This window comes from Arsenicicoccus sp. UBA6765, assembly GCF_002453335.1.
In the GTDB taxonomy this organism is placed as follows: Bacteria; Actinomycetota; Actinomycetes; order Actinomycetales; family Dermatophilaceae; genus Arsenicicoccus; species Arsenicicoccus bolidensis.
This window is the reverse complement of the sequence record NZ_DKGR01000026.1, coordinates 1-17,430: the sequence shown is the minus strand read 5'-3', so window position 1 is coordinate 17,430 and position 17,430 is coordinate 1. Positions and strand designations below refer to the sequence as shown.

16 protein-coding genes, 1 tRNA gene, 1 pseudogene and 1 other annotated feature are annotated in these 17,430 nt (G+C 71.4%); of the genes and pseudogenes, 15 read left to right on the top strand and 3 right to left on the bottom strand.

Features of this window, described 5'->3' with window-relative positions; genetic code table 11:
- The first annotated feature begins 129 nt into the window (after positions 1 to 129).
- The 8 genes from B4K29_RS08170 (at position 130) to B4K29_RS08135 (ending at position 11,217) form a co-directional block, all read left to right on the top strand.
- On the top strand, positions 130 to 897 hold the full coding sequence (locus B4K29_RS08170; protein WP_286967003.1) for a TIGR03936 family radical SAM-associated protein: 768 nt from the start codon (positions 130 to 132) through the stop codon (positions 895 to 897).
- A gap of 375 nt (positions 898 to 1,272) precedes the next feature.
- The gene (locus tag B4K29_RS08165; protein ID WP_286967002.1) at positions 1,273 to 5,361 is read left to right on the top strand and encodes an Rne/Rng family ribonuclease; all 4,089 of its coding nucleotides are present in this window, start codon (positions 1,273 to 1,275) and stop codon (positions 5,359 to 5,361) included.
- A gap of 226 nt (positions 5,362 to 5,587) precedes the next feature.
- Complete coding sequence (rplU, locus tag B4K29_RS08160) at positions 5,588 to 5,896, top strand: 50S ribosomal protein L21 (protein WP_037210518.1); 309 nt, start codon at positions 5,588 to 5,590, stop codon at positions 5,894 to 5,896.
- A gap of 47 nt (positions 5,897 to 5,943) precedes the next feature.
- Complete coding sequence (gene rpmA, locus B4K29_RS08155) at positions 5,944 to 6,198, top strand: 50S ribosomal protein L27 (RefSeq protein ID WP_019284283.1); 255 nt, start codon at positions 5,944 to 5,946, stop codon at positions 6,196 to 6,198.
- 108 nt (positions 6,199 to 6,306) lie between these two features.
- Positions 6,307 to 7,830 (top strand): GTPase ObgE, encoded by a 1,524-nt coding sequence (gene obgE / locus B4K29_RS08150; RefSeq protein WP_286959948.1) that lies wholly within the window; start codon positions 6,307 to 6,309, stop codon positions 7,828 to 7,830.
- A gap of 6 nt (positions 7,831 to 7,836) precedes the next feature.
- Positions 7,837 to 8,970 (top strand): glutamate 5-kinase, encoded by a 1,134-nt coding sequence (proB, locus tag B4K29_RS08145; protein ID WP_286967001.1) that lies wholly within the window; start codon positions 7,837 to 7,839, stop codon positions 8,968 to 8,970.
- Positions 8,971 to 9,150: 180 nt separating this feature from the next.
- A complete protein-coding gene (locus B4K29_RS08140) occupies positions 9,151 to 10,449 on the top strand; it encodes a glutamate-5-semialdehyde dehydrogenase (RefSeq protein ID WP_286966999.1) in 1,299 nt (432 codons plus the stop codon).
- Positions 10,450 to 10,515: 66 nt separating this feature from the next.
- On the top strand, positions 10,516 to 11,217 hold the full coding sequence (locus B4K29_RS08135) for a class I SAM-dependent methyltransferase (protein WP_286966997.1): 702 nt from the start codon (positions 10,516 to 10,518) through the stop codon (positions 11,215 to 11,217).
- A 120-nt stretch (positions 11,218 to 11,337) separates the two neighbouring features.
- Here the strand turns inward: B4K29_RS08135 and B4K29_RS08130 are convergent, their stop codons facing one another.
- Positions 11,338 to 12,483 (bottom strand): glycosyltransferase family 2 protein, encoded by a 1,146-nt coding sequence (locus B4K29_RS08130; RefSeq protein WP_286966996.1) that lies wholly within the window; start codon positions 12,481 to 12,483, stop codon positions 11,338 to 11,340.
- A 123-nt stretch (positions 12,484 to 12,606) separates the two neighbouring features.
- Between B4K29_RS08130 and B4K29_RS08125 the strand changes: the two genes are divergently transcribed.
- The 6 genes from B4K29_RS08125 (at position 12,607) to B4K29_RS08100 (ending at position 15,449) form a co-directional block, all read left to right on the top strand.
- Positions 12,607 to 12,831: a hypothetical protein gene (locus B4K29_RS08125; RefSeq protein ID WP_239262499.1), complete on the top strand. Its 225-nt coding sequence runs from the start codon at positions 12,607 to 12,609 to the stop codon at positions 12,829 to 12,831.
- 17 nt (positions 12,832 to 12,848) lie between these two features.
- Complete coding sequence (gene nadD / locus B4K29_RS08120) at positions 12,849 to 13,553, top strand: nicotinate-nucleotide adenylyltransferase (protein WP_019284290.1); 705 nt, start codon at positions 12,849 to 12,851, stop codon at positions 13,551 to 13,553.
- Positions 13,550 to 13,990 (top strand): ribosome silencing factor, encoded by a 441-nt coding sequence (gene rsfS, locus B4K29_RS08115; RefSeq protein ID WP_019284291.1) that lies wholly within the window; start codon positions 13,550 to 13,552, stop codon positions 13,988 to 13,990. Before nadD ends, rsfS begins: the two co-directional genes overlap by 4 nt.
- A gap of 5 nt (positions 13,991 to 13,995) precedes the next feature.
- Positions 13,996 to 14,646 carry a histidine phosphatase family protein gene (locus B4K29_RS08110; RefSeq protein ID WP_286959923.1) on the top strand — a complete coding sequence of 217 codons (651 nt, stop codon included), beginning with the start codon at positions 13,996 to 13,998 and terminating at the stop codon, positions 14,644 to 14,646.
- Between the two features lie 117 nt (positions 14,647 to 14,763).
- Positions 14,764 to 14,839, top strand: a tRNA-Ala gene (locus tag B4K29_RS08105).
- Between the two features lie 55 nt (positions 14,840 to 14,894).
- Entirely contained in the window at positions 14,895 to 15,449 is a 555-nt protein-coding gene (locus B4K29_RS08100; protein ID WP_286966994.1) for a hypothetical protein, read from the top strand.
- 18 nt (positions 15,450 to 15,467) lie between these two features.
- On the opposite strand, the pseudogene B4K29_RS18425 reads toward B4K29_RS08100, so the two are convergent.
- Together B4K29_RS18425 and B4K29_RS08095 are read right to left on the bottom strand one after the other, a co-directional pair.
- A pseudogene (locus B4K29_RS18425) lies at positions 15,468 to 15,545 on the bottom strand (hypothetical protein); the annotation flags it as partial.
- A 158-nt stretch (positions 15,546 to 15,703) separates the two neighbouring features.
- Positions 15,704 to 16,971 (bottom strand): IS3 family transposase gene (locus tag B4K29_RS08095; RefSeq protein ID WP_286966993.1). Its coding sequence is split into 2 segments (ribosomal slippage): positions 15,704 to 16,680 and positions 16,680 to 16,971, totalling 1,269 coding nucleotides; the frame shifts between segments, so codons are not numbered across the junction.
- Positions 16,556 to 16,687: a sequence feature (AL1L pseudoknot), on the bottom strand. It overlaps the preceding gene by 132 nt.
- Between B4K29_RS08095 and B4K29_RS08090 the strand changes: the two genes are divergently transcribed.
- Positions 16,970 to 17,395 carry a hypothetical protein gene (locus tag B4K29_RS08090; protein WP_286966992.1) on the top strand — a complete coding sequence of 142 codons (426 nt, stop codon included), beginning with the start codon at positions 16,970 to 16,972 and terminating at the stop codon, positions 17,393 to 17,395. The two genes, B4K29_RS08095 and B4K29_RS08090, sit on opposite strands and share 2 nt — an antisense overlap.
- Positions 17,396 to 17,430 lie beyond the last annotated feature (35 nt).

The following is a 17,430-nucleotide window of genomic DNA, read 5'->3' as shown; positions in this document are numbered from 1 at the left end:
TCGCGGGCGTCGGACCACGGTGCCGACCTTTCGTCATACCGGGGTCTGAGCCGGAGGACCCACCGGAGGGGCCAGTGGGGAACCACGGGGGGACCAGCGGGGCGGAGGACTCCCGTAACCTTGGGCCTCATGGCTCGTCAGCGCACCCCCGAAGGTCCCCCTCCGCCTCCCGCGGTGCAGAAGATCCGGCTGCGCTACGCCAAGCGCGGGCGGCTGCGCTTCTCCTCGACCCGCGACTTCCAGCGGGCGCTCGAGCGGGCGCTGCGGCGGGCCGGCGTCCCGATGGCCTACTCCGCAGGCTTCCACCCGCACCCCAAGATCAGCTATGCCAACGCCGCGCCGACGGGCACCGCCAGCGAGGCGGAGTACTTCGAGATCTCCGTGACCGAGCCGGTCGAGCCCTCCCGGGTCGCGGCCGCCCTCGACGAGGCCCTCCCGGACGGGATCGACGTCCTCGAGGCCGCCGACGCGCTGCCCGGGTCGCTCGCCGACCGGCTGCAGGCCTCGGAGTGGATCGTCGAGCTGCGCGGGCTCGACGCCGACCAGCGCGCTCAGGTCGAGCGGACCGTGTCGGCCTTCCTGGCGGCCGAGACGGTCGAGATCAGCCGTATGACGAAGAGCGGGAACCGCACCTTCGACGTCCGCTCGGCGGTGCTCGCCCTCGACCTGGAGGGTGCTGCGGGGCGGGCCGCGGCCAGCGGGGTCACCGTCAGCACGGATGCCCAGCTGCTGCGGGTGCTGCTGCGTCATACGACCCCGACGGTGCGACCCGACGACGTCATCACGGCGCTCGCCGCGACGGGGGAGGGCCTGCCGCAGGTCACCCCGCTGATGACCCGCCTGGTGCAAGGCCCCTGGTCAGAGGCGGACGCCACGGTCGGCGACCCGCTGCGCTGAGGGCCGACCGCGCCACGCGCGGTGGGCGGTCCCCGGGCCACCTGAGAGGTGGGGCGGGCGCGCTGTGCGATACTGCTAGAGGTCACGGTGCGACCCACTTCGTGCCGCTGACCCGACGACATCACGGCGACGTGCGGCGTCGCGACCGATCTGGTCGCCCGTCTCGCCCGACGACCGAGCCGACCGGCTCCGTCGACGTGATGGCGGCGGCACCACGTGAGTGACGCGCCTGGCGCGAGCCGCGCGGTGCAGCAGACGACTTCCGTCGTCGGGGCAACCTGCTCCGGTGACGACGACGACCGCGCACCACGCGGCGACGAGGCGCATCGCGCCGGCAGTGGGCGTGGCCTCGTGGTCGAGAAGGGAACGCCTCCGATGGCACCCGACAACGACACCTTCCCCGCCGACAACGCCGCCGAGGCCGCTGGGGCCACCGAGGGCGCAGAGACCTCGCCGTCCGAGCAGACCGCCGAGCCTGCCGACACCACGGCGTCTGCGGAGACCACCGAGACCACGGCGTCTGTTGAGACCACCGAGGCTGCGGCGCCCGCCAAGAAGGCCACCCGCGCCCGCAAGGCCGCCGCCACCAAGCGCGCGCCCCGCAAGGCCGCCAAGAAGGCGCCCGCCGCGGCCGCCGCCCCCAGCGACAGCGACTCCGGCGACAACGACTCCAGCGAGGCCAGCGCCGAGGCGCCCGCCGACGTCGCCGGCCAGGCGCACCGCCCCAGCATCAGCGACGCCGACGACCTGCTCGGCACCCCCGGCACCGATGCCGAGGAGGGCGACGCCCGCGCCGCCGTCGACGCCGTCACCGCTGCCGCGCCGGCCAAGAAGGCCGCCAAGCGCACCCGCCGGGCCACCAAGAAGGCCTCGGCCCCCTCCGTCACCGAGTCCGTCGTCGGCACCGACGCCGACGATGACGTGTATGACGCGCCCGGCCTCACCTCCGGGGTCCCGGACCACGCCGCCGAGCGCGCCGCCGCCCAGGCGGACGCCGTCGAGCAGGCCCCCGAGGTCGCCGCCGCAGCGGCTGACGTGGACGCCGACGACAGCGACGAGGAGGTCGTCGACATCGCCCTGGCCGTGCTCGACCAGGACCACCTCAACGACCTCATCAACGAGCTGCCAGTCCGCTCCGCCGACGACTCCGCCGAGCCGACCGTGTCGCCGTTCGGCCTGCTGTTCCAGGCGCCGGACCCCACGGTGGCCCGCCGCTCGCGGCGCGCCACCTCGCCGAGCGTCGACCCCTCCACCATCCAGCGCGACGAGTCCGACGACGCACAGGGTGCGCAGGACGACACCGACGACCTCGACGACTCGGGCTACGGCCGGCCTCGTGGCCGCGTCTCGCGCTCGCGGGACGAGCGGGACCTGCGTGGCCGGGACTCCCGTGGCCGCGACCTGCAGGACGACGCCGATGTGCAGGGCGGGCGTGGTGTTCAGGGCGACGACGACCGTGCCGAGCGGGACGAGCAGGACGACGACCAGGGTCCGCGCCGTCGCCGTCGCGGCGGCAAGGGCCGTCGCGGTCGCTCGGGCTCCGACGACCGCGGCGACGACCGGGGCGCCTCTGACGAGCAGGCCGACGGCGACGACGACAGCGCCGACAACGCGGGCCGCGGTCGCACCGGCGACCGCGACGACCGTCAGGTCGACGACGACACGACCAACACGACCGACACGACCGACACGACCGACGCAGACGACACCGACGACCAGGGCGACGACGGCGAGCAGTCCGGGGGATCCCGCCGCTCGCGCCGCCGCCGCGGCCGTGGTCGCTCCGGCGGACGCGCGGACTCCGACGGCGAGGACCGCAGCGACGACAAGGGCGACGACGAGTCGGACGACTCCGATGACGGCCGCAGCTCCCGCAACGGCCGGGACGACCAGGGCGAGGACGACGACGACTCGTCGAGCTCCTCGCGTCGGCGTCGCCGCCGTCGTCGCTCCGGCTCCGGCGGTGGCGACGACGACCCGCCCGGCACCGTGACCAAGGTCCGCGAGTCGCGCCGCTCCGAGTCCGCCACGGGCATCAAGGGGTCGACCCGCCTGGAGGCCAAGAAGCAGCGCCGTCGCGAGGGCCGTGAGGCCGGGCGTCGCCGCACGATCATCACCGAGGCCGAGTTCCTCGCCCGCCGCGAGAGCGTCGAGCGCACGATGGTCGTCCGTGACAGCGGCGACCGCACCCAGATCGCGGTGCTCGAGGACGGCGTCCTCGTGGAGCACTACGTCTCGCGGGAGCAGTCGGCCAGCTCGACCAGCATCGCGGGCAACATCTACCTCGGGCGCGTGCAGAACGTCCTGCCGTCGATGGAGGCCGCCTTCGTCGACATCGGCAAGGGCCGCAACGCCGTCCTCTACGCCGGCGAGGTCAACTGGGACGCCGCCGGTCTGGAGAACGGCCAGCCGCGCCGCATCGAGAACGCCCTCAAGTCCGGCCAGACCGTCCTGGTCCAGGCGACCAAGGACCCGATGGGTCACAAGGGCGCCCGCCTGACCTCGCAGATCTCGCTGCCCGGCCGCTACCTGGTCTTCGTGCCCGGCAGCTCGATGACCGGCATCAGCCGCAAGCTGCCCGACACCGAGCGGGCCCGCCTCAAGCGGATCCTCAAGGACGTCATGCCAGCCGACGCCGGCGTGATCGTCCGCACCGCCGCCGAGGGGGCCAGCGAGCAGGAGCTGCGCGCCGACGTTGCCCGCCTGACCGCGATGTGGGACGACATCCAGACCAAGGCCGGCGCCCGCGGCACCAACGCCCCCGCGCTGCTCCACGGCGAGCCGGACCTCACCGTCCGGGTGATCCGCGACGTCTTCAACGAGGACTTCAGCTCGCTGGTCGTGTCCGGCCCCGAGGTCTGGGAGACCGTGAGCTCGTATGTCGAGTCCGTGGCCCCCGACCTCGCCCCGCGCCTCACGCGCTGGACCGGTGACAAGGACGTCTTCGTCGAGCACCGCGTCGACGAGCAGCTCGCCAAGGCGATGGATCGCAAGGTCTGGCTGCCGTCCGGCGGGTCCCTGGTCATCGACCGCACCGAGGCGATGACCGTGGTCGACGTCAACACCGGCAAGTTCGTCGGTCAGGGCGGCAACCTCGAGGAGACCGTCACCAAGAACAACATCGAGGCGGCCGAGGAGATCGTGCGCCAGCTGCGGCTGCGCGACATCGGCGGCATCATCGTCGTCGACTTCATCGACATGGTGCTGGAGTCCAACCGCGACCTGGTCGTGCGTCGACTGGTCGAGTGCCTGGGTCGCGACCGCACCAAGCACCAGGTCGCCGAGGTCACCTCGCTCGGGCTGGTCCAGATGACCCGCAAGCGGGTCGGGACCGGGCTCATCGAGTCCTTCTCCACCACGTGCGAGCACTGCAACGGCCGCGGGATCCTCATCTCGTCCACGCCGGTCGCGCCCGGCACCGAGTCCGGTGTCGACCACTCCCACGACCAGGGCGGACGCCGTGGTCGCAAGGGCAATGGGGGCAACGGATCCGGCAACGGCGGCTCCAGCAACGGCTCGAACGGGTCCGGCAACGGTGGCTCGAACGGGTCCAACAACGGTGGGTCCGGCAACGGCGGGTCCAACGGGTCCAACGGCAACGGACGGGGACGGGACGACGCGGCCAAGGCCGAGGACTCCGGCCCGACGCCGGCCCAGATCGCGGCGGCCGCACACGCAGCGGCGATGGCGGCCTCCAAGGCCGTCGTCGACGACGAGCAGCCGGCCTCGCCCGACGAGGTCGCGCGGGCGATCGACGACGCCATGGCCTCGGTCCTGGGCGACGAGCCGGACGCGGCTGCCGCTCCGGTCGGCGCCGTCTCCGACGCCTCCGACGCCACCGGCGTCACCGACGCTCCTGAGGAGGAGCGCCCCGCCCGGGGCCGCCGCTCCGCCCGCAAGGGCCGCGCCTCCAAGGCCGCTGCTGGCGCGCCCGCTCCGGCACCCGTGCCGGCATCGACCCCCGCCGAGGCCGGCCCCGCCGCCACCCCGGCAGGGGAGCCCGACGCCGGCGACGAGGCCGCTCCCGGATCCGACGCCGAGTCGGCCGCCAACGCCGCCGACGACGCCGCGGCGAGCACCGACCACCCCGGCCTCGGCTGGGGTCCCGAGGACACCTCCGGCACCGGCAGCTCCGACCCCGGCAGGTCCGGGGCGGGCACCTCCGGCGCCGGGTGGGGCTCGGACAGCGTCGTCGGCGACGTCGACGCCCCGGTCGAGGCGATCGCGGCAGCGACGTCCTTGCCCGAGGCGGCCCACGAGTCGCCCGCCGAGGCAGAGGCCACGCCCGAGCCCGAGAAGCGCCCCCGGCGACGCCGCGGTCGCGTGGTCGCCCCCGCGGGTCCGCCGAAGCCCCTCGAGACGGGCGGTTCGGCATACGAGCCGGTCGGCCGCGGGGAGGACACCGGCGACACAGAGAGCACTGGGGCCCCGAGCACCGAGGCCCCCGAGACGACGCAGGCCTGACCGGCCACGGCCCTCGGACGGGGTCGGCAGCGGGACCAGCAGCACGAACCGCCGGGGCGGGGGAGCGAGGCCAGGATTTGGCCGCAGCACCCCCGCCCCGGTAGTCTGATACGTCGGTGCGTCCACCGTCCCCCGCGTTGCCCAGGCGAAGTGCCAGGCGCGATCGGAGGCCGGTCACGAAGCGACGACCGGTTTCACATCCTCATCAAGAGAGCGAGTCTGCAACGTGTACGCGATTGTTCGCGCAGGCGGGCGCCAGGAGAAGGTCTCCGTGGGCGACGTCCTCATCATCGACAAGGTGAACGACAAGCCCGGCGAGTCCATCCAGCTCCAGCCCCTGCTCCTCGTTGACGGCTCCACCGTCACCAGTGACGCAGCCAAGCTTGCCCAGGTCAAGGTCACGGCCGAGGTCGTCAAGGCGACCAAGGGCCCCAAGATCACGATCATGAAGTACAAGAACAAGACGGGCTACCGCAAGCGCCAGGGTCACCGTCAGCCGACCACCCAGATCAAGGTCACCGCGATCGAGGCCTGAGCCTCCTCGCACCCCCAGCTCACGATTCGACGAAGGCAGGCTTAGTCATGGCACACAAGAAGGGTGCATCCAGCTCCAAGAACGGTCGCGACTCGAACGCTCAGCGCCTCGGCGTCAAGCGCTTCGGCGGCCAGGAGGTCAATGCCGGCGAGATCATCGTCCGCCAGCGCGGCACGCACTTCCACCCCGGCGCCAACGTCGGCCGCGGCAAGGACGACACGCTGTTCGCCCTCGCTGCCGGTGCCGTCGAGTTCGGCACCAAGCGCGGCCGCAAGGTCGTCAACATCGTCGCCGGCGAGTGACGCACCGCTGAGCGTCTGCTCAGCACACACACATGTTTGCGCGAGGGTGCAGGCCACGAGCCTGCACCCTCGCGTGGTTTCACTGCTGACGAGAGAAGGACCAGGGACATGGCGAGCTTCGTCGACCGGGTGACGCTGCACGTGCAGGCGGGCAACGGTGGTCACGGCGTGGCCTCCGTCCACCGCGAGAAGTTCAAGCCGCTCGGTGGCCCCGACGGCGGCAACGGCGGTCGCGGCGGATCGGTCGTGCTGCGGGTCGACCCGCAGAAGACCACGCTCCTGGACTACCACCACACCCCGCACCGCAAGGCCGGCAACGGCAAGCCGGGCGAGGGTGCCGAGCGCAACGGTGCCGACGGCGACGACCTGGTGCTGGGCGTGCCGCAGGGCACCGTCGTCAAGGACAAGCAGGGCCGGCTGCTCGCCGACCTCGTCGAGATGGGCGGGGAGTATGTCGTCGCCCAGGGCGGACGCGGCGGTCTGGGCAACAAGGCGCTGGCGTCCACCCGGCGCAAGGCTCCCGGCTTCGCCCTGCTGGGTGAGCCCGGCGACGAGCACGACGTCGTGCTGGAGCTCAAGACGCTCGCCGACGTCGCGCTGATCGGCTTCCCTTCCGCGGGCAAGTCCTCGCTGGTCTCCGTCCTGTCCAGCGCCCGCCCCAAGATCGCGGACTACCCGTTCACGACGCTGGTGCCCAACCTCGGCGTCGTGACGGCGGGCTCCGCGCGCTACACGGTCGCCGACGTGCCCGGGCTGATCCCCGGGGCGCACGAGGGCAAGGGCCTCGGCCTGGAGTTCCTGCGCCACGTCGAGCGCTGCTCGGTGCTGGTGCACGTCGTGGACTGCGCCACCCTCGAGCCCGACCGCGACCCGATGTCCGACCTCGAGGCGATCGAGCGCGAGCTCAGCCTCTACGTCCCCGACGAGACGCTCGGTGGCAAGCCCCTGACCGAGCGCACCCGCATCGTCGTGCTCAACAAGGCCGACGTCCCCGAGGCCGAGGAGCTCGCCGAGTTCGTCAAGCCCGACCTGGAGGCTCGCGGCCTCGAGGTGCATGTCGTCTCCGCGGTGGCCCGCACCGGTCTCAAGGAGCTGACCTACGCCCTGGCGCGCCACGTCGAGGCGGCCCGCGCCGAGGTGGAGCAGGTCGAGACCCGGCGCGTCGTCATACGCCCCAAGGCCGTCGACGACACCGGCTTCGTCGTCCGCAAGGAGAACACCTCCGACGGGGTCATCTATCGCGTCGTCGGCGACCGGCCCGCGCGCTGGGTCCGTCAGACCGACTTCAGCAACGACGAGGCCGTCGGCTACCTCGCCGACCGGCTGGGCCGGCTGGGTGTCGAGGAGCAGCTGTTCAAGGTCGGCGCGGTCGCCGGCGACACGGTCGTGATCGGCGCCGAGGACGACGCGGTCGTCTTCGACTGGGAGCCGACGCTGGCCGCCGGCGCCGAGCTGCTCGGCCGCCGCGGCACCGACCTGCGGCTCGAGCAGGCCGAGGGGGCCCGCCGGGCCACCCGCGCCGAGAAGCGCGACGAGCTCGCCGACCTCAAGGCCGCCCGCCGCAAGACCGCCGCCGAGCTGGACGCCGAGCGACGCTCGGGCCACTGGGCGACGCTGCGCGACGAGGACTGACCTGCCGTGGCCGAGAGCGCAGGGAGCGGCGGCACCCGCGAGCGGATCGCCGGCGCCGGGCGGATCGTCGTCAAGGTGGGATCGTCCTCGCTGACCGGCGGGGACGGCGACCTGGACGACCTGGCCATCGGCCGGCTGGTGGACGCGCTGGCCCGACGCTGGCGCGACGGCGCGCAGGTCGTGCTCGTCTCGTCGGGGGCCATCGCCGCCGGGCTCAACCCGCTCGCGCTGCCCAAGCGCCCCCGCGACCTGGCCACCCAGCAGGCCGCCGCGGCGGTGGGGCAGGGCGCCCTGATGGCGGCCTACACCACGAGTTTCGGGCGGCACGGGGCCCGCGTCGGGCAGGTGCTGCTGACCGAGATGGACGTGACGCGGCGCTCGCACTACGTCAACGCGCGACGCACCCTGGTGCGGCTGCTGCACCTCGGCGTCGTGCCCGTCGTCAACGAGAACGACTCCGTCGCCACGCAGGAGATCCGCTTCGGCGACAACGACCGGCTCGCGGCCCTCGTCGCGCACCTGGTCAAGGCCGACGCCCTGGTGCTGCTCTCCGACGTCGACGCGCTGTATGACGGACCGCCGTCGCGCCCCGGCGCCCGCCGGATCCCGGTGGTGCGCGGCGAGGCAGACTTGGCGGACGTCGTCATCCGTGGCTCCGGCAGCAAGGTCGGCACCGGCGGCATGACGACCAAGATCGAGGCCGCCCGCATCGCGACGGGTGCGGGCATCCCCGCGCTGGTGACGTCGGCCGCCCTGGCGGCGGAGGCGCTGGGCGGCGAGGACGTGGGGACGGTCTTCGAGGCGCCGGAGGTGCGTCCGCGGGGCCGCCTGCTGTGGCTGCGGCACGCGTCGACGGCGCGGGGCCGGCTCGAGCTGGACGCGGGGGCCGTGGACGCCGTGGTGAGCCACCGCCGCTCGTTGCTTCCGGCCGGGATCGTGGGCGTGAGCGGCAGCTTCGACGAGGGCGACGCGGTCGACCTGGTCGCGCCGGACGGGCGCGTGGTGGGGCGCGGGCTGGTCAACTACGCGTCGTCCGAGCTGCCCGCGATGCTCGGCCGCAGCACCCACGATCTCGGCGACGAGCTGGGGGAGCAGTACCGCCGCGAAGTCATCCACCGCGACGACCTCGCCCTCCTCTGACCCGCCGCCGGTAAAGGCATCGACCGGCCTTCGTTCCCCAGGCTGATGCCTCTGCCGCCGGTAAAGGCATCGACCGGCCTTCGTTCCCCCGGCTGATGCACCTACCTCAGGTAGGCGCATCGACCCGGGTTGGACGAGACGGCGGCGGCGTCATACGAGCCGGTGCGGTTTGATGGAGCCATGACAGCCCAGCCCGCCATGTCCATCGATCCCGGTGCCCGCGAGCTCGTCTCGGGTCTCGCCGCCCGTGCCCGCGCCGCTGCCCGCGAGCTGGCGCTGCTGCCGCGTGGCCGCAAGGACGAGGCGCTGCGCGCCATGGCCGACGCGCTCGTCGCCGCCACCGACCGCATCGTCGAGGCCAACACCATCGACGTCGAGCGCGAGTCCGCGGCGGGCACCCGGGCCAACCTGCTGGACCGCCTCACCCTCACCGAAGCCCGGGTCGCCGCGGCCGCCCAGGGCCTGCGCGACGTCGCCGGCCTGCCCGACCCCGTCGGCGACGTCGTCCGCGGCAGCACCACGCCGACCGGGTTGCAGGTCAGGCAGGTTCGCGTGCCGATGGGTGTCGTGGGCATGATCTACGAGGCGCGCCCCAACGTCACCGTCGACGCCGCCGGCCTGGCGCTCAAGTCCGGCAACGCGGCCATCCTGCGCGGCGGCAGCGCGGCGGAGCACACCAACCGCGTCCTCGTCGAGATCCTCCGCGAGACCCTGCGCACCCTCGGGCTCAACCCCGACGCCGTCCAGCTGCTCGACGCGCCCGGCCACGACGCCGTGCGCGCCCTGATGACCGCCCGCGGGGAGGTCGACCTCCTCATCCCGCGCGGGGGAGCGGGTCTGATCCAGACCGTCGTGACCGAGTCGACCGTCCCCACGATCGAGACGGGGGTGGGCAACTGCCACGTGTATGTCGACGCCGGCGCCGACCTAGAGATGGCGGAACGCATCACCCTCAACTCCAAGACCCACCGCACCAGCGTCTGCAACTCAGCCGAGTCGCTGCTGGTGCACGAGGCCGTCGCCGACCAGGCCCTGCCCCGGATCCTGCGATCCCTTGGACAGGAGGGCGTCGTCATCCACGCCGACCCGGCTCTCAAGGACGTGACCGAGCAGGCGGGGGCGCGCTGGGTGGAGGCGACCGACGAGGACTGGGCGGTGGAGTACCTCTCGTTGGACATGTCGGTCCGCGTCGTGCCCTCCCTCGAGGAGGCGATCGAGCACGTGCGCCGCTGGTCGAGCGGTCACACGGATGCGATCGTCACCGACGACCGCTCTGCGGCACGGAGATTCGTCGACGAGGTGGACTCGGCCGCGGTCATGGTCAACGCCAGCACGAGGTTCACCGACGGCGCTGAGCTGGGCTTCGGCGCCGAGATCGGCATCTCCACCCAGAAGCTCCACGCCCGCGGCCCGATGGCCCTCGAGGAGCTGACGAGCACCAAGTGGGTAGTGGAGGGCGACGGACAGGTCCGCGTCTGACGGCGCGATCTGCACGCCTGGGCGCCAACGTTCCTCTAGGTTGGTGCCATTCGACGATGAGAGGACGTGCCGTACGTGGAGGGTCACGAGGTCCGCAAGCTGGCCAGGCTGGAGGACGCGCACTGGTGGTACCGCGAGCGGAGGCACATCCTCGCTCGCCTCATCTCCGGTATGACGCCCGGCCGGGCCCTGGACATCGGGGCCGCCGGGGGAGGCAACACCCGCGTGCTGATCGAGCACGGGTGGCAGGCCGTGGCGCTGGAGTACACCCAGGACGGCGCGCTGGCTGCTGACGAGCGCTCGGTGCCGGTGATGCGGGCTGACGCGACGAACCTGCCGGTGCAGACCGGCTCGCTGGACCTGGTCATGGCCTTCGACCTGCTCGAGCACCTGGTGGAGCACGGCGCCTGCGTGCAAGAGGTGCACCGGGTGCTCAAGCCGGGCGCCCCGTTCCTCGTGGCCGTGCCCGTCGACCCCAAGCTCTGGTCCGACCACGACGTCGCGGTGGGTCACGTGCGGCGCTATCACCGTGCCGAGATCCTGGACCTGCTGCAGCGCAACGGTTTCGAGATCCAGCGACGCTTCGCCTGGAACGTCCTGCTGCGGCCGGTCGTGTCGATGCGCCGCCGCACGAGCCAGGGCAGCGACCTGCAGGACACCCACTGGGCGGTCAACGCGGCGCTGCGGGCGGTCATCACCGTGGAGCGTTACCTGCCGGTCAAGGACTTGCCGGGGGTCAGCGAGTTCGTCGTCGCGCGTCGGCGCTGATGCCCCTACCCCCGGCGGGATCATCAGCCTGGGGGACGAAGCCCGGCTGATTGCCCCTACCCCCGGCGGGATCATCAGCCTGGGGGACGAAGCCCGGTCGATGCCCCTACCCCCGGTAGGTCAGCGGTCGATGGGTTCGCCCGCCAGGCCGTGGGCGTCCAGGGTGCCTTCGCTCGTGTCTGTCCCCCGCGGCGTCGGGTCGGCAACTCGCGGGCCCGCCCCGGCCTCCACGGACCCTGCCTGCAGGGTGACCGCGGGCCGTGCCGCCGTGGCGCCGGCGGGCTGGCCGGTCGCCATACGAGCACTGCGCGGTATGGCGAACCGGTGGTCGTCACGGTCCCGCGCGGAGTCGTAGGCGATGAAGTAGTTGGGTCGCTCCTGGAGCTGCTGGTACATGCGGCCGAGGTACTCGCCGAGGATGCCGAGGCAGAGCAGCTGCAGGCCGCCCACGAGCGCGATCATGCCCACGGTCGAGGCCCAGCCGGCGATGGCATGGCCCGTGAAGCGGCCGATCACGGCATACGCGATCAGGAGCAGCGAGGCGATGAAGCCCCCGAAGCCTAACCACGTGGCCAGCCGCAGCGGCTTGAGGCTGAAGCCGATGATCGAGTCGACCGACAGCATCACCATCTTCATGAAGGGGTACTTCGACTCGCCGGCCGCCCGCTCCTCGCGCTTGTAGGACACGCTCGCTGACGGGAAGTTCAGCGCGGGGACGACGAAGCGCAGCACCCGTCCGTGCTCGGGCAGGGCGTTGACCGCGTCGACGGTGGCCCGCGACATGAGGCGGAAGTCGCCCGCGTTGCCCGCGGTCTCCATCCCGGTCAGGCGGGAGTGGACGGAGTAGAAGGCCTTGGCGGTCTCGCGCTTGAAGAAGGAATCGGTGGAACGGTCCGAGCGGACGCCGTAGACCACGTCGACGCCCTCCTCGTGGGCCGCGCGCAGCATGTCGGCGATCGTCTCGGGCGGGTCCTGCAGGTCGGCGTCCAAGGTGACGACGAAGTCGCCGTGCGCGGACACCAGGCCGGCCGAGATCGCTGCCTGGTGGCCGGAGTTCGCGCGCAGCCGCACCACGCGCAGCTGCTCCCACTCGCGGCGGTAGCGCTGCAGCAGCACGGCGGTCTGGTCCTTGGAGCCGTCGTCGACCGCGACGACCTCGTAGCTCGTCCCGAGACCGTCGAGCACCGGGCGCAGCCGCTGCACCAGCAGCGGGAGCACCTGCTCCTCGTTGTACATGGGGATGACGACGGACAGCTCAGGGACCATGCGTGCCAGCCTAGGTCCGCGACGTTAGCAATGGCCGCAGGGGGTGCTGTGCGTCGGCTGTGCCGTTACACCCCCGACAGCGACATCGGGGGCGGCCCCGCACCGAGCAGGTAGCATGACCGCATGACTTCTGCCGCCTTGATCCTCGCCGAGGGCGAGCACCACTCCGAGCACGCGATGACGCTGCCGTTCGCCGACTTCTGGTTCGGGGTCATCGCGCTCGCCGCGTTCATGACGCTGCTGGCGATCACGTTCGCGTTCCGCAACACCGCCGCCAAGCTGGCCCCGGCCCAGGGCGCCAACGACGCGTCGCACGGCTCGCACAGCGCGCCCGGGAGCGGGCACTGAGACAGCGGATCGGCGTGATGGGTGGGACCTTCGACCCCATCCACCACGGTCACCTGGTCGCGGCGAGCGAGGTCCAGGCACTGTTCGACCTCGACGAGGTCGTCTTCGTGCCGACCGGGCAGCCGTGGCAGAAGGCCGCCGCGAGCGTGTCGCCGGGCGAGCACCGCTACCTGATGACGGTGATCGCGACGGCCTCCAACCCACGCTTCTCGGTGTCGCGGGTCGACATCGACCGGGACGGCCCGACCTACACCATCGACACCCTGCGAGACCTGCGCCGGCTCAACCCCGACGCGGAGCTGTTCTTCATCACCGGCGCCGACGCCTTGTCCCGGATCCTGTCGTGGAAGGACGTCGACGAGCTGTGGGGCCTGGCGCACTTCATCGGCGTCACGCGCCCCGGATATCACCTGTCGGAGTCCGGGCTGCCCGCCGACGGCGTGACCCTCACCGAGGTGCCGGCCATGGCGATCAGCTCCACCGACTGCCGTGAGCGCGTCGCCGAGGGCAAGCCGGTCTGGTACCTCGTGCCCGACGGCGTCGTGCAGCACATCAACAAATATCGGCTGTATGCCGCGTCCGCGCCCGTCGTCTCGACCGACCCGGCGCTGTCGGGCGTCACCGTCAACGGTGGCCTCGTCGCCACCGACCCAGCACAGGACAACCCCACCTCGCCGGCGCCCGCGCCGTCATCGACCACCACCCCAAAGGATCCTGCGTGACCGCCACCCCGCGTGCCATCGAGCTCGCCAAGGCCGCCGCCCTCGCGGCGGACGACAAGCGAGCCCGCGACATCACCGCGCTCGACGTCAGCGACCAGCTCGCCCTGACCGACATCTTCGTCCTCGCGTCCGCGCCCAACGACCGCCAGGTCCGGGCCATCGTGGACGAGGTGGAGGACCGCCTGCGCGACCTCGGCGCCAAGCCCGTGCGTCGCGAGGGCGAGAAGGACGGTCGCTGGGTCCTCATCGACTTCGTCGACATCGTCGTGCACGTCCAGCACAGCGACGAGCGCGAGTTCTACGGCCTCGAGCGGCTCTGGAAGGACTGCCCGACGGTGGACCTGGACCTGCCGGACCCCACCGGTCGCCAGGACGAGGACGACCCGTATGCCGACGCGCCCGCCCGCACGACCGGGTGGCCGGGTCTGCGCGACTGACCCCCATGCGCAAGCGACTGATCCTGTGGCGGCACGGCGAGACCGCGCACAACGCCGCCGGCATCTGGCAGGGGCAGCTCGACATCGCGCTGTCCGAGACCGGGCTGGCGCAGGCGACTGCGGCCGCCCCGCACCTCGCGGCTCGTCGTCCTGACGTGATCGTCAGCTCCGACCTGCTGCGTGCCGCGGCGACCGCCGACGCGCTCGGGGGCCTGCTGGGCGTCGAGGTGCAGCGCGACGAGCGCTTCCGCGAGATCCATGCGGGGGAGTGGCAGGGCCGCTCGGGCGCCGAGGTGCGCGCGGAGTATCCCGCCGACGCCGAGCGCATGCTGACCGGCGAGGACTTCAAGCGCGGCGGGCACGGGGAGTCGGTGGCCGACGTGGCGACGCGCGCCCTGGCCGGTGCGCTCGACCTGGTGGGCCGTATGCCGCAGGACGGCCTCGCCGTGGTCGTCTCGCACGGGGTCGCCGCACGCGCCCTCGCCGCCGAGCTCGTCGGCCTTCCGCAGAAGCAGGCCTGGCTCGTCCTCGGCGGTCTTCGCAACTGCCACTGGGCCGAGCTCGCGCAGATGCCCTCGGGCGCCTGGCGCATCGAGACCTGGAACCTCGGCGCCCCCGACGCCGACGAGGGCGCCTCCTGGCCGACGGAGCGCTGAGGCCGGGCGACCGGCACGGCACACGCCGATTTGGTCGCAGCGATGAACTCTGGCTAAAGTAATCCAGTCGCAGCGGGCCACGGTCCGTCACGACAACGCACGGGATCCGTCCCGTGAGGGGCTGTAGCGCAGCTGGTAGCGCACCTCCATGGCATGGAGGGGGTCAGGGGTTCGAGTCCCCTCAGCTCCACCACGGTGTCCTTACTCAAACAAATGGATTGAGTCAGCGCCGATGAGTGGTTTGAAGATTGACGAAGAGGTCCGCTGGCATCGCCAGCGGACCTCTTCGCTTTGGTGAGCAGGGTGTCGAACGGTTCTGCGAGTTCGGCTTCGAGTCGCACTCCAACGCGGTCGTTGTCGTCGGGCAGGATCAGGATCTTCTCGAAGAAGGCTTGGTTGAACAGCCGCCGGATGTGCTCAGGTGCGCTGGTGTAAGCGGCGTGGCAGTCGGTCGCGAGGTCGAGCGCCCGTCCCAGGTTGCGCTCGATGACCTCCCACTTCTCGTTGGTGGCATCGAGTTCGGTCTGGATACTCGCGAGGCCTTTGCTGATCCGGTCTTGTTCTTGCCCGAGGAGGTCGACCGGGATCGCGCCCGCGTAGTGGGCTTCCATGAGCTTGCCGCGCTCCCGGGTCAACTGCTCCTGCTTCTTCTTGAGCGACACGCGGAGCCGCTCCACCTCGCTGCGGGCGTCGGCCAGTTCGGCACGCATCTGGGCCTCGACGTGGGCGCGGAACGTCGCGTCGATCTGGATCTGCAGGTAGAGGTCCTTCACCTTGCGTTCGATCTCGTAGATCAGCACTGAGCGCTGGGTGCAGGTGGTGCGCTTGGAGTGCCGTCCGGCGCAGAAGAAGTAGGGGTAGATGTCTCCGCTGGCTGACTTGGAGTTCGTGACGAGCATCCGCTCGCCGCACTGTCCGCACCACATCGAGTTCTTGAGGTAGTGGTTGTGCTTGCGGACCCGGTCGCCGTTGTGGTGGCTCTCTGAACCGCCCCGGGTTTGGTGGAGGGTCTTGATCTTTACGGGAGTGAGTCGCCCCGGATTTCGTGGAGGGCGGGTTATGCCGTGCCGGCGGGTGCCGGGGCACGGTTGAGTGCAGCGTAGTAGGTGGCTTCGTACTCGGCGGGTGGGGTGTGGTCGCAGTGGCTGTGCAGGCGTTCGTGGTTGTACCAGTGGACCCAGGACAGGGTCGCGGCCTCGACGGCCTCGACGGCCTCGACGCCGGACCAGGGGCCTTCTCGCCAGATGAGCTCCTTCTTGTAGAGCCGATTGACCGCTTCGGCTGCGGCATTGTCGAACGAGTCGCCCACTGACCCGACCGACGCCTCGATCCCGGCCTGCTCGAGGCGCTCGGTGTAGGCAATCGCGCAGTACTGGACGCCGTGGTCGCTGTGGTGCACAAGCGCGTCGAGGGTGGCCTCGCCGTCCTGCCTACGTGACCAGATGGCCTGCTCTAGGGCGTCCAACGCCAGGTCGGTTCGCAGGTGGTTCGCGACCCGCCAGCCCACGATCCGCCGCGAGTACAGGTCGGTGACGAACGCGACGTACACGAACCCCGACCACGTCGCCACATAGGTGATGTCGGCGACCCAGCGACGGTCCGGCGCGGGCGCGGTGAAGTCCCGCTCGAGCCTGTCGGCCGGGAACGCGACCGTCTTGCTCGGGCGGCGCGTGGTGGTGGGGGTCCGCTTGTTCGAGACCCCTGCCAGTCCCAGAGCACGCATGCGTCGCTCGACGGTGCAGCGGGCGATGTGCTCGTCGGGATAGGCACGCGCCAGCGCCTTCCACACCTTCCTGACCCCGTACAGGCCGCGGTTGGTGGCGTGGATCGTGGTGATCCGTGCGTCCCACACCGCGTCCGAGACAGCCCGCGCGCACGGCTTACGGGACTTGCGGGCGTAGTACGAGCTGGGGGCGATCTGGTAGCCGGCCTCGGCCAACGTGGAGCAGATCGGCTCGACCCCGTGCTCGTCACGGTGGGCGTCGACGAAGGCGTCGACGTCACTCAGCGGCGGTCGAGCTCCGCCTGGGCAAAATACGCACTCGCCTGGCGAAGAATGAGATTCGCGCGCCGCAGGTCGCGGTTCTCCTTCTCCAGCTCGGCGATCCTTGCCGCGTCAACGCTCGTGGTTCCAGGCAGCTCACCGTCATCGACGCGGGCCGCTGTCACCCAGTTCCGTAGCGTGTCGCCCTTGATCCCCAGCTGCTCACCCACGTCCCGACACGCCCTCGTCACGGTCATGCCAGGCACATCAGCCAGCCGGTCACGCACCAACCGGACCGACCTGTCACGAATCTCATCGGGATACTTCCTCGGAGCGGGCATGTCTGCATCCTCTCGGCAGATCAGACCCTCCACCACACCCGGGGCGACTCACTACGAGGACGGACAGCAACTTCAGTTCTGGCCCGCCCAGCCCATGAGGCGGTGCAAGAGCTACGACCTTCGCTACTTCATCAGGAACGCCGCTCGTGACGAACGCGTCCTCACCGGGGAATGGATGGCCTTCCATGAACCGACGAGGTTCGCCACCTTCACGGCCACCTTCATCGGCGAGCAGCCCACGACGGTCTGGCGAGTCGACCGGCTCACCGACATCGCCGCCCCGGGCCAACCAACCCGCGACACCATCCTCCACCTCGACGAGAAGCAGTTAGCGCGAACGGAGTTCAGCGACCTCTACGGCGGCCTCTACAGCGGCATCGCCTGTTACTGGCTCTTCCGACCTGAGTGTGGGGTTATGGGGTGAGTCCGCCGGCGATGAGCAGGCAGCGTAGGCGGGAG

Bases quoted from the DNA above. Each gene is read 5' to 3' on its own strand.
- B4K29_RS08170 (WP_286967003.1), top strand. From the start codon at position 130: ATGGCTCGTCAGCGCACCCCCGAAGGTCCCCCTCCGCCTCCCGCGGTG.
- B4K29_RS08165 (WP_286967002.1), top strand. From the start codon at position 1,273: ATGGCACCCGACAACGACACCTTCCCCGCCGACAACGCCGCCGAGGCC.
- rpmA (WP_019284283.1), top strand. From the start codon at position 5,944: ATGGCACACAAGAAGGGTGCATCCAGCTCCAAGAACGGTCGCGACTCG.
- obgE (WP_286959948.1), top strand. From the start codon at position 6,307: ATGGCGAGCTTCGTCGACCGGGTGACGCTGCACGTGCAGGCGGGCAAC.
- B4K29_RS08140 (WP_286966999.1), top strand. From the start codon at position 9,151: ATGACAGCCCAGCCCGCCATGTCCATCGATCCCGGTGCCCGCGAGCTC.
- B4K29_RS08130 (WP_286966996.1), bottom strand. From the start codon at position 12,483: ATGGTCCCTGAGCTGTCCGTCGTCATCCCCATGTACAACGAGGAGCAG.
- B4K29_RS08125 (WP_239262499.1), top strand. From the start codon at position 12,607: ATGACTTCTGCCGCCTTGATCCTCGCCGAGGGCGAGCACCACTCCGAG.
- nadD (WP_019284290.1), top strand. From the start codon at position 12,849: ATGGGTGGGACCTTCGACCCCATCCACCACGGTCACCTGGTCGCGGCG.
- B4K29_RS08110 (WP_286959923.1), top strand. From the start codon at position 13,996: ATGCGCAAGCGACTGATCCTGTGGCGGCACGGCGAGACCGCGCACAAC.
- B4K29_RS08090 (WP_286966992.1), top strand. From the start codon at position 16,970: ATGTCTGCATCCTCTCGGCAGATCAGACCCTCCACCACACCCGGGGCG.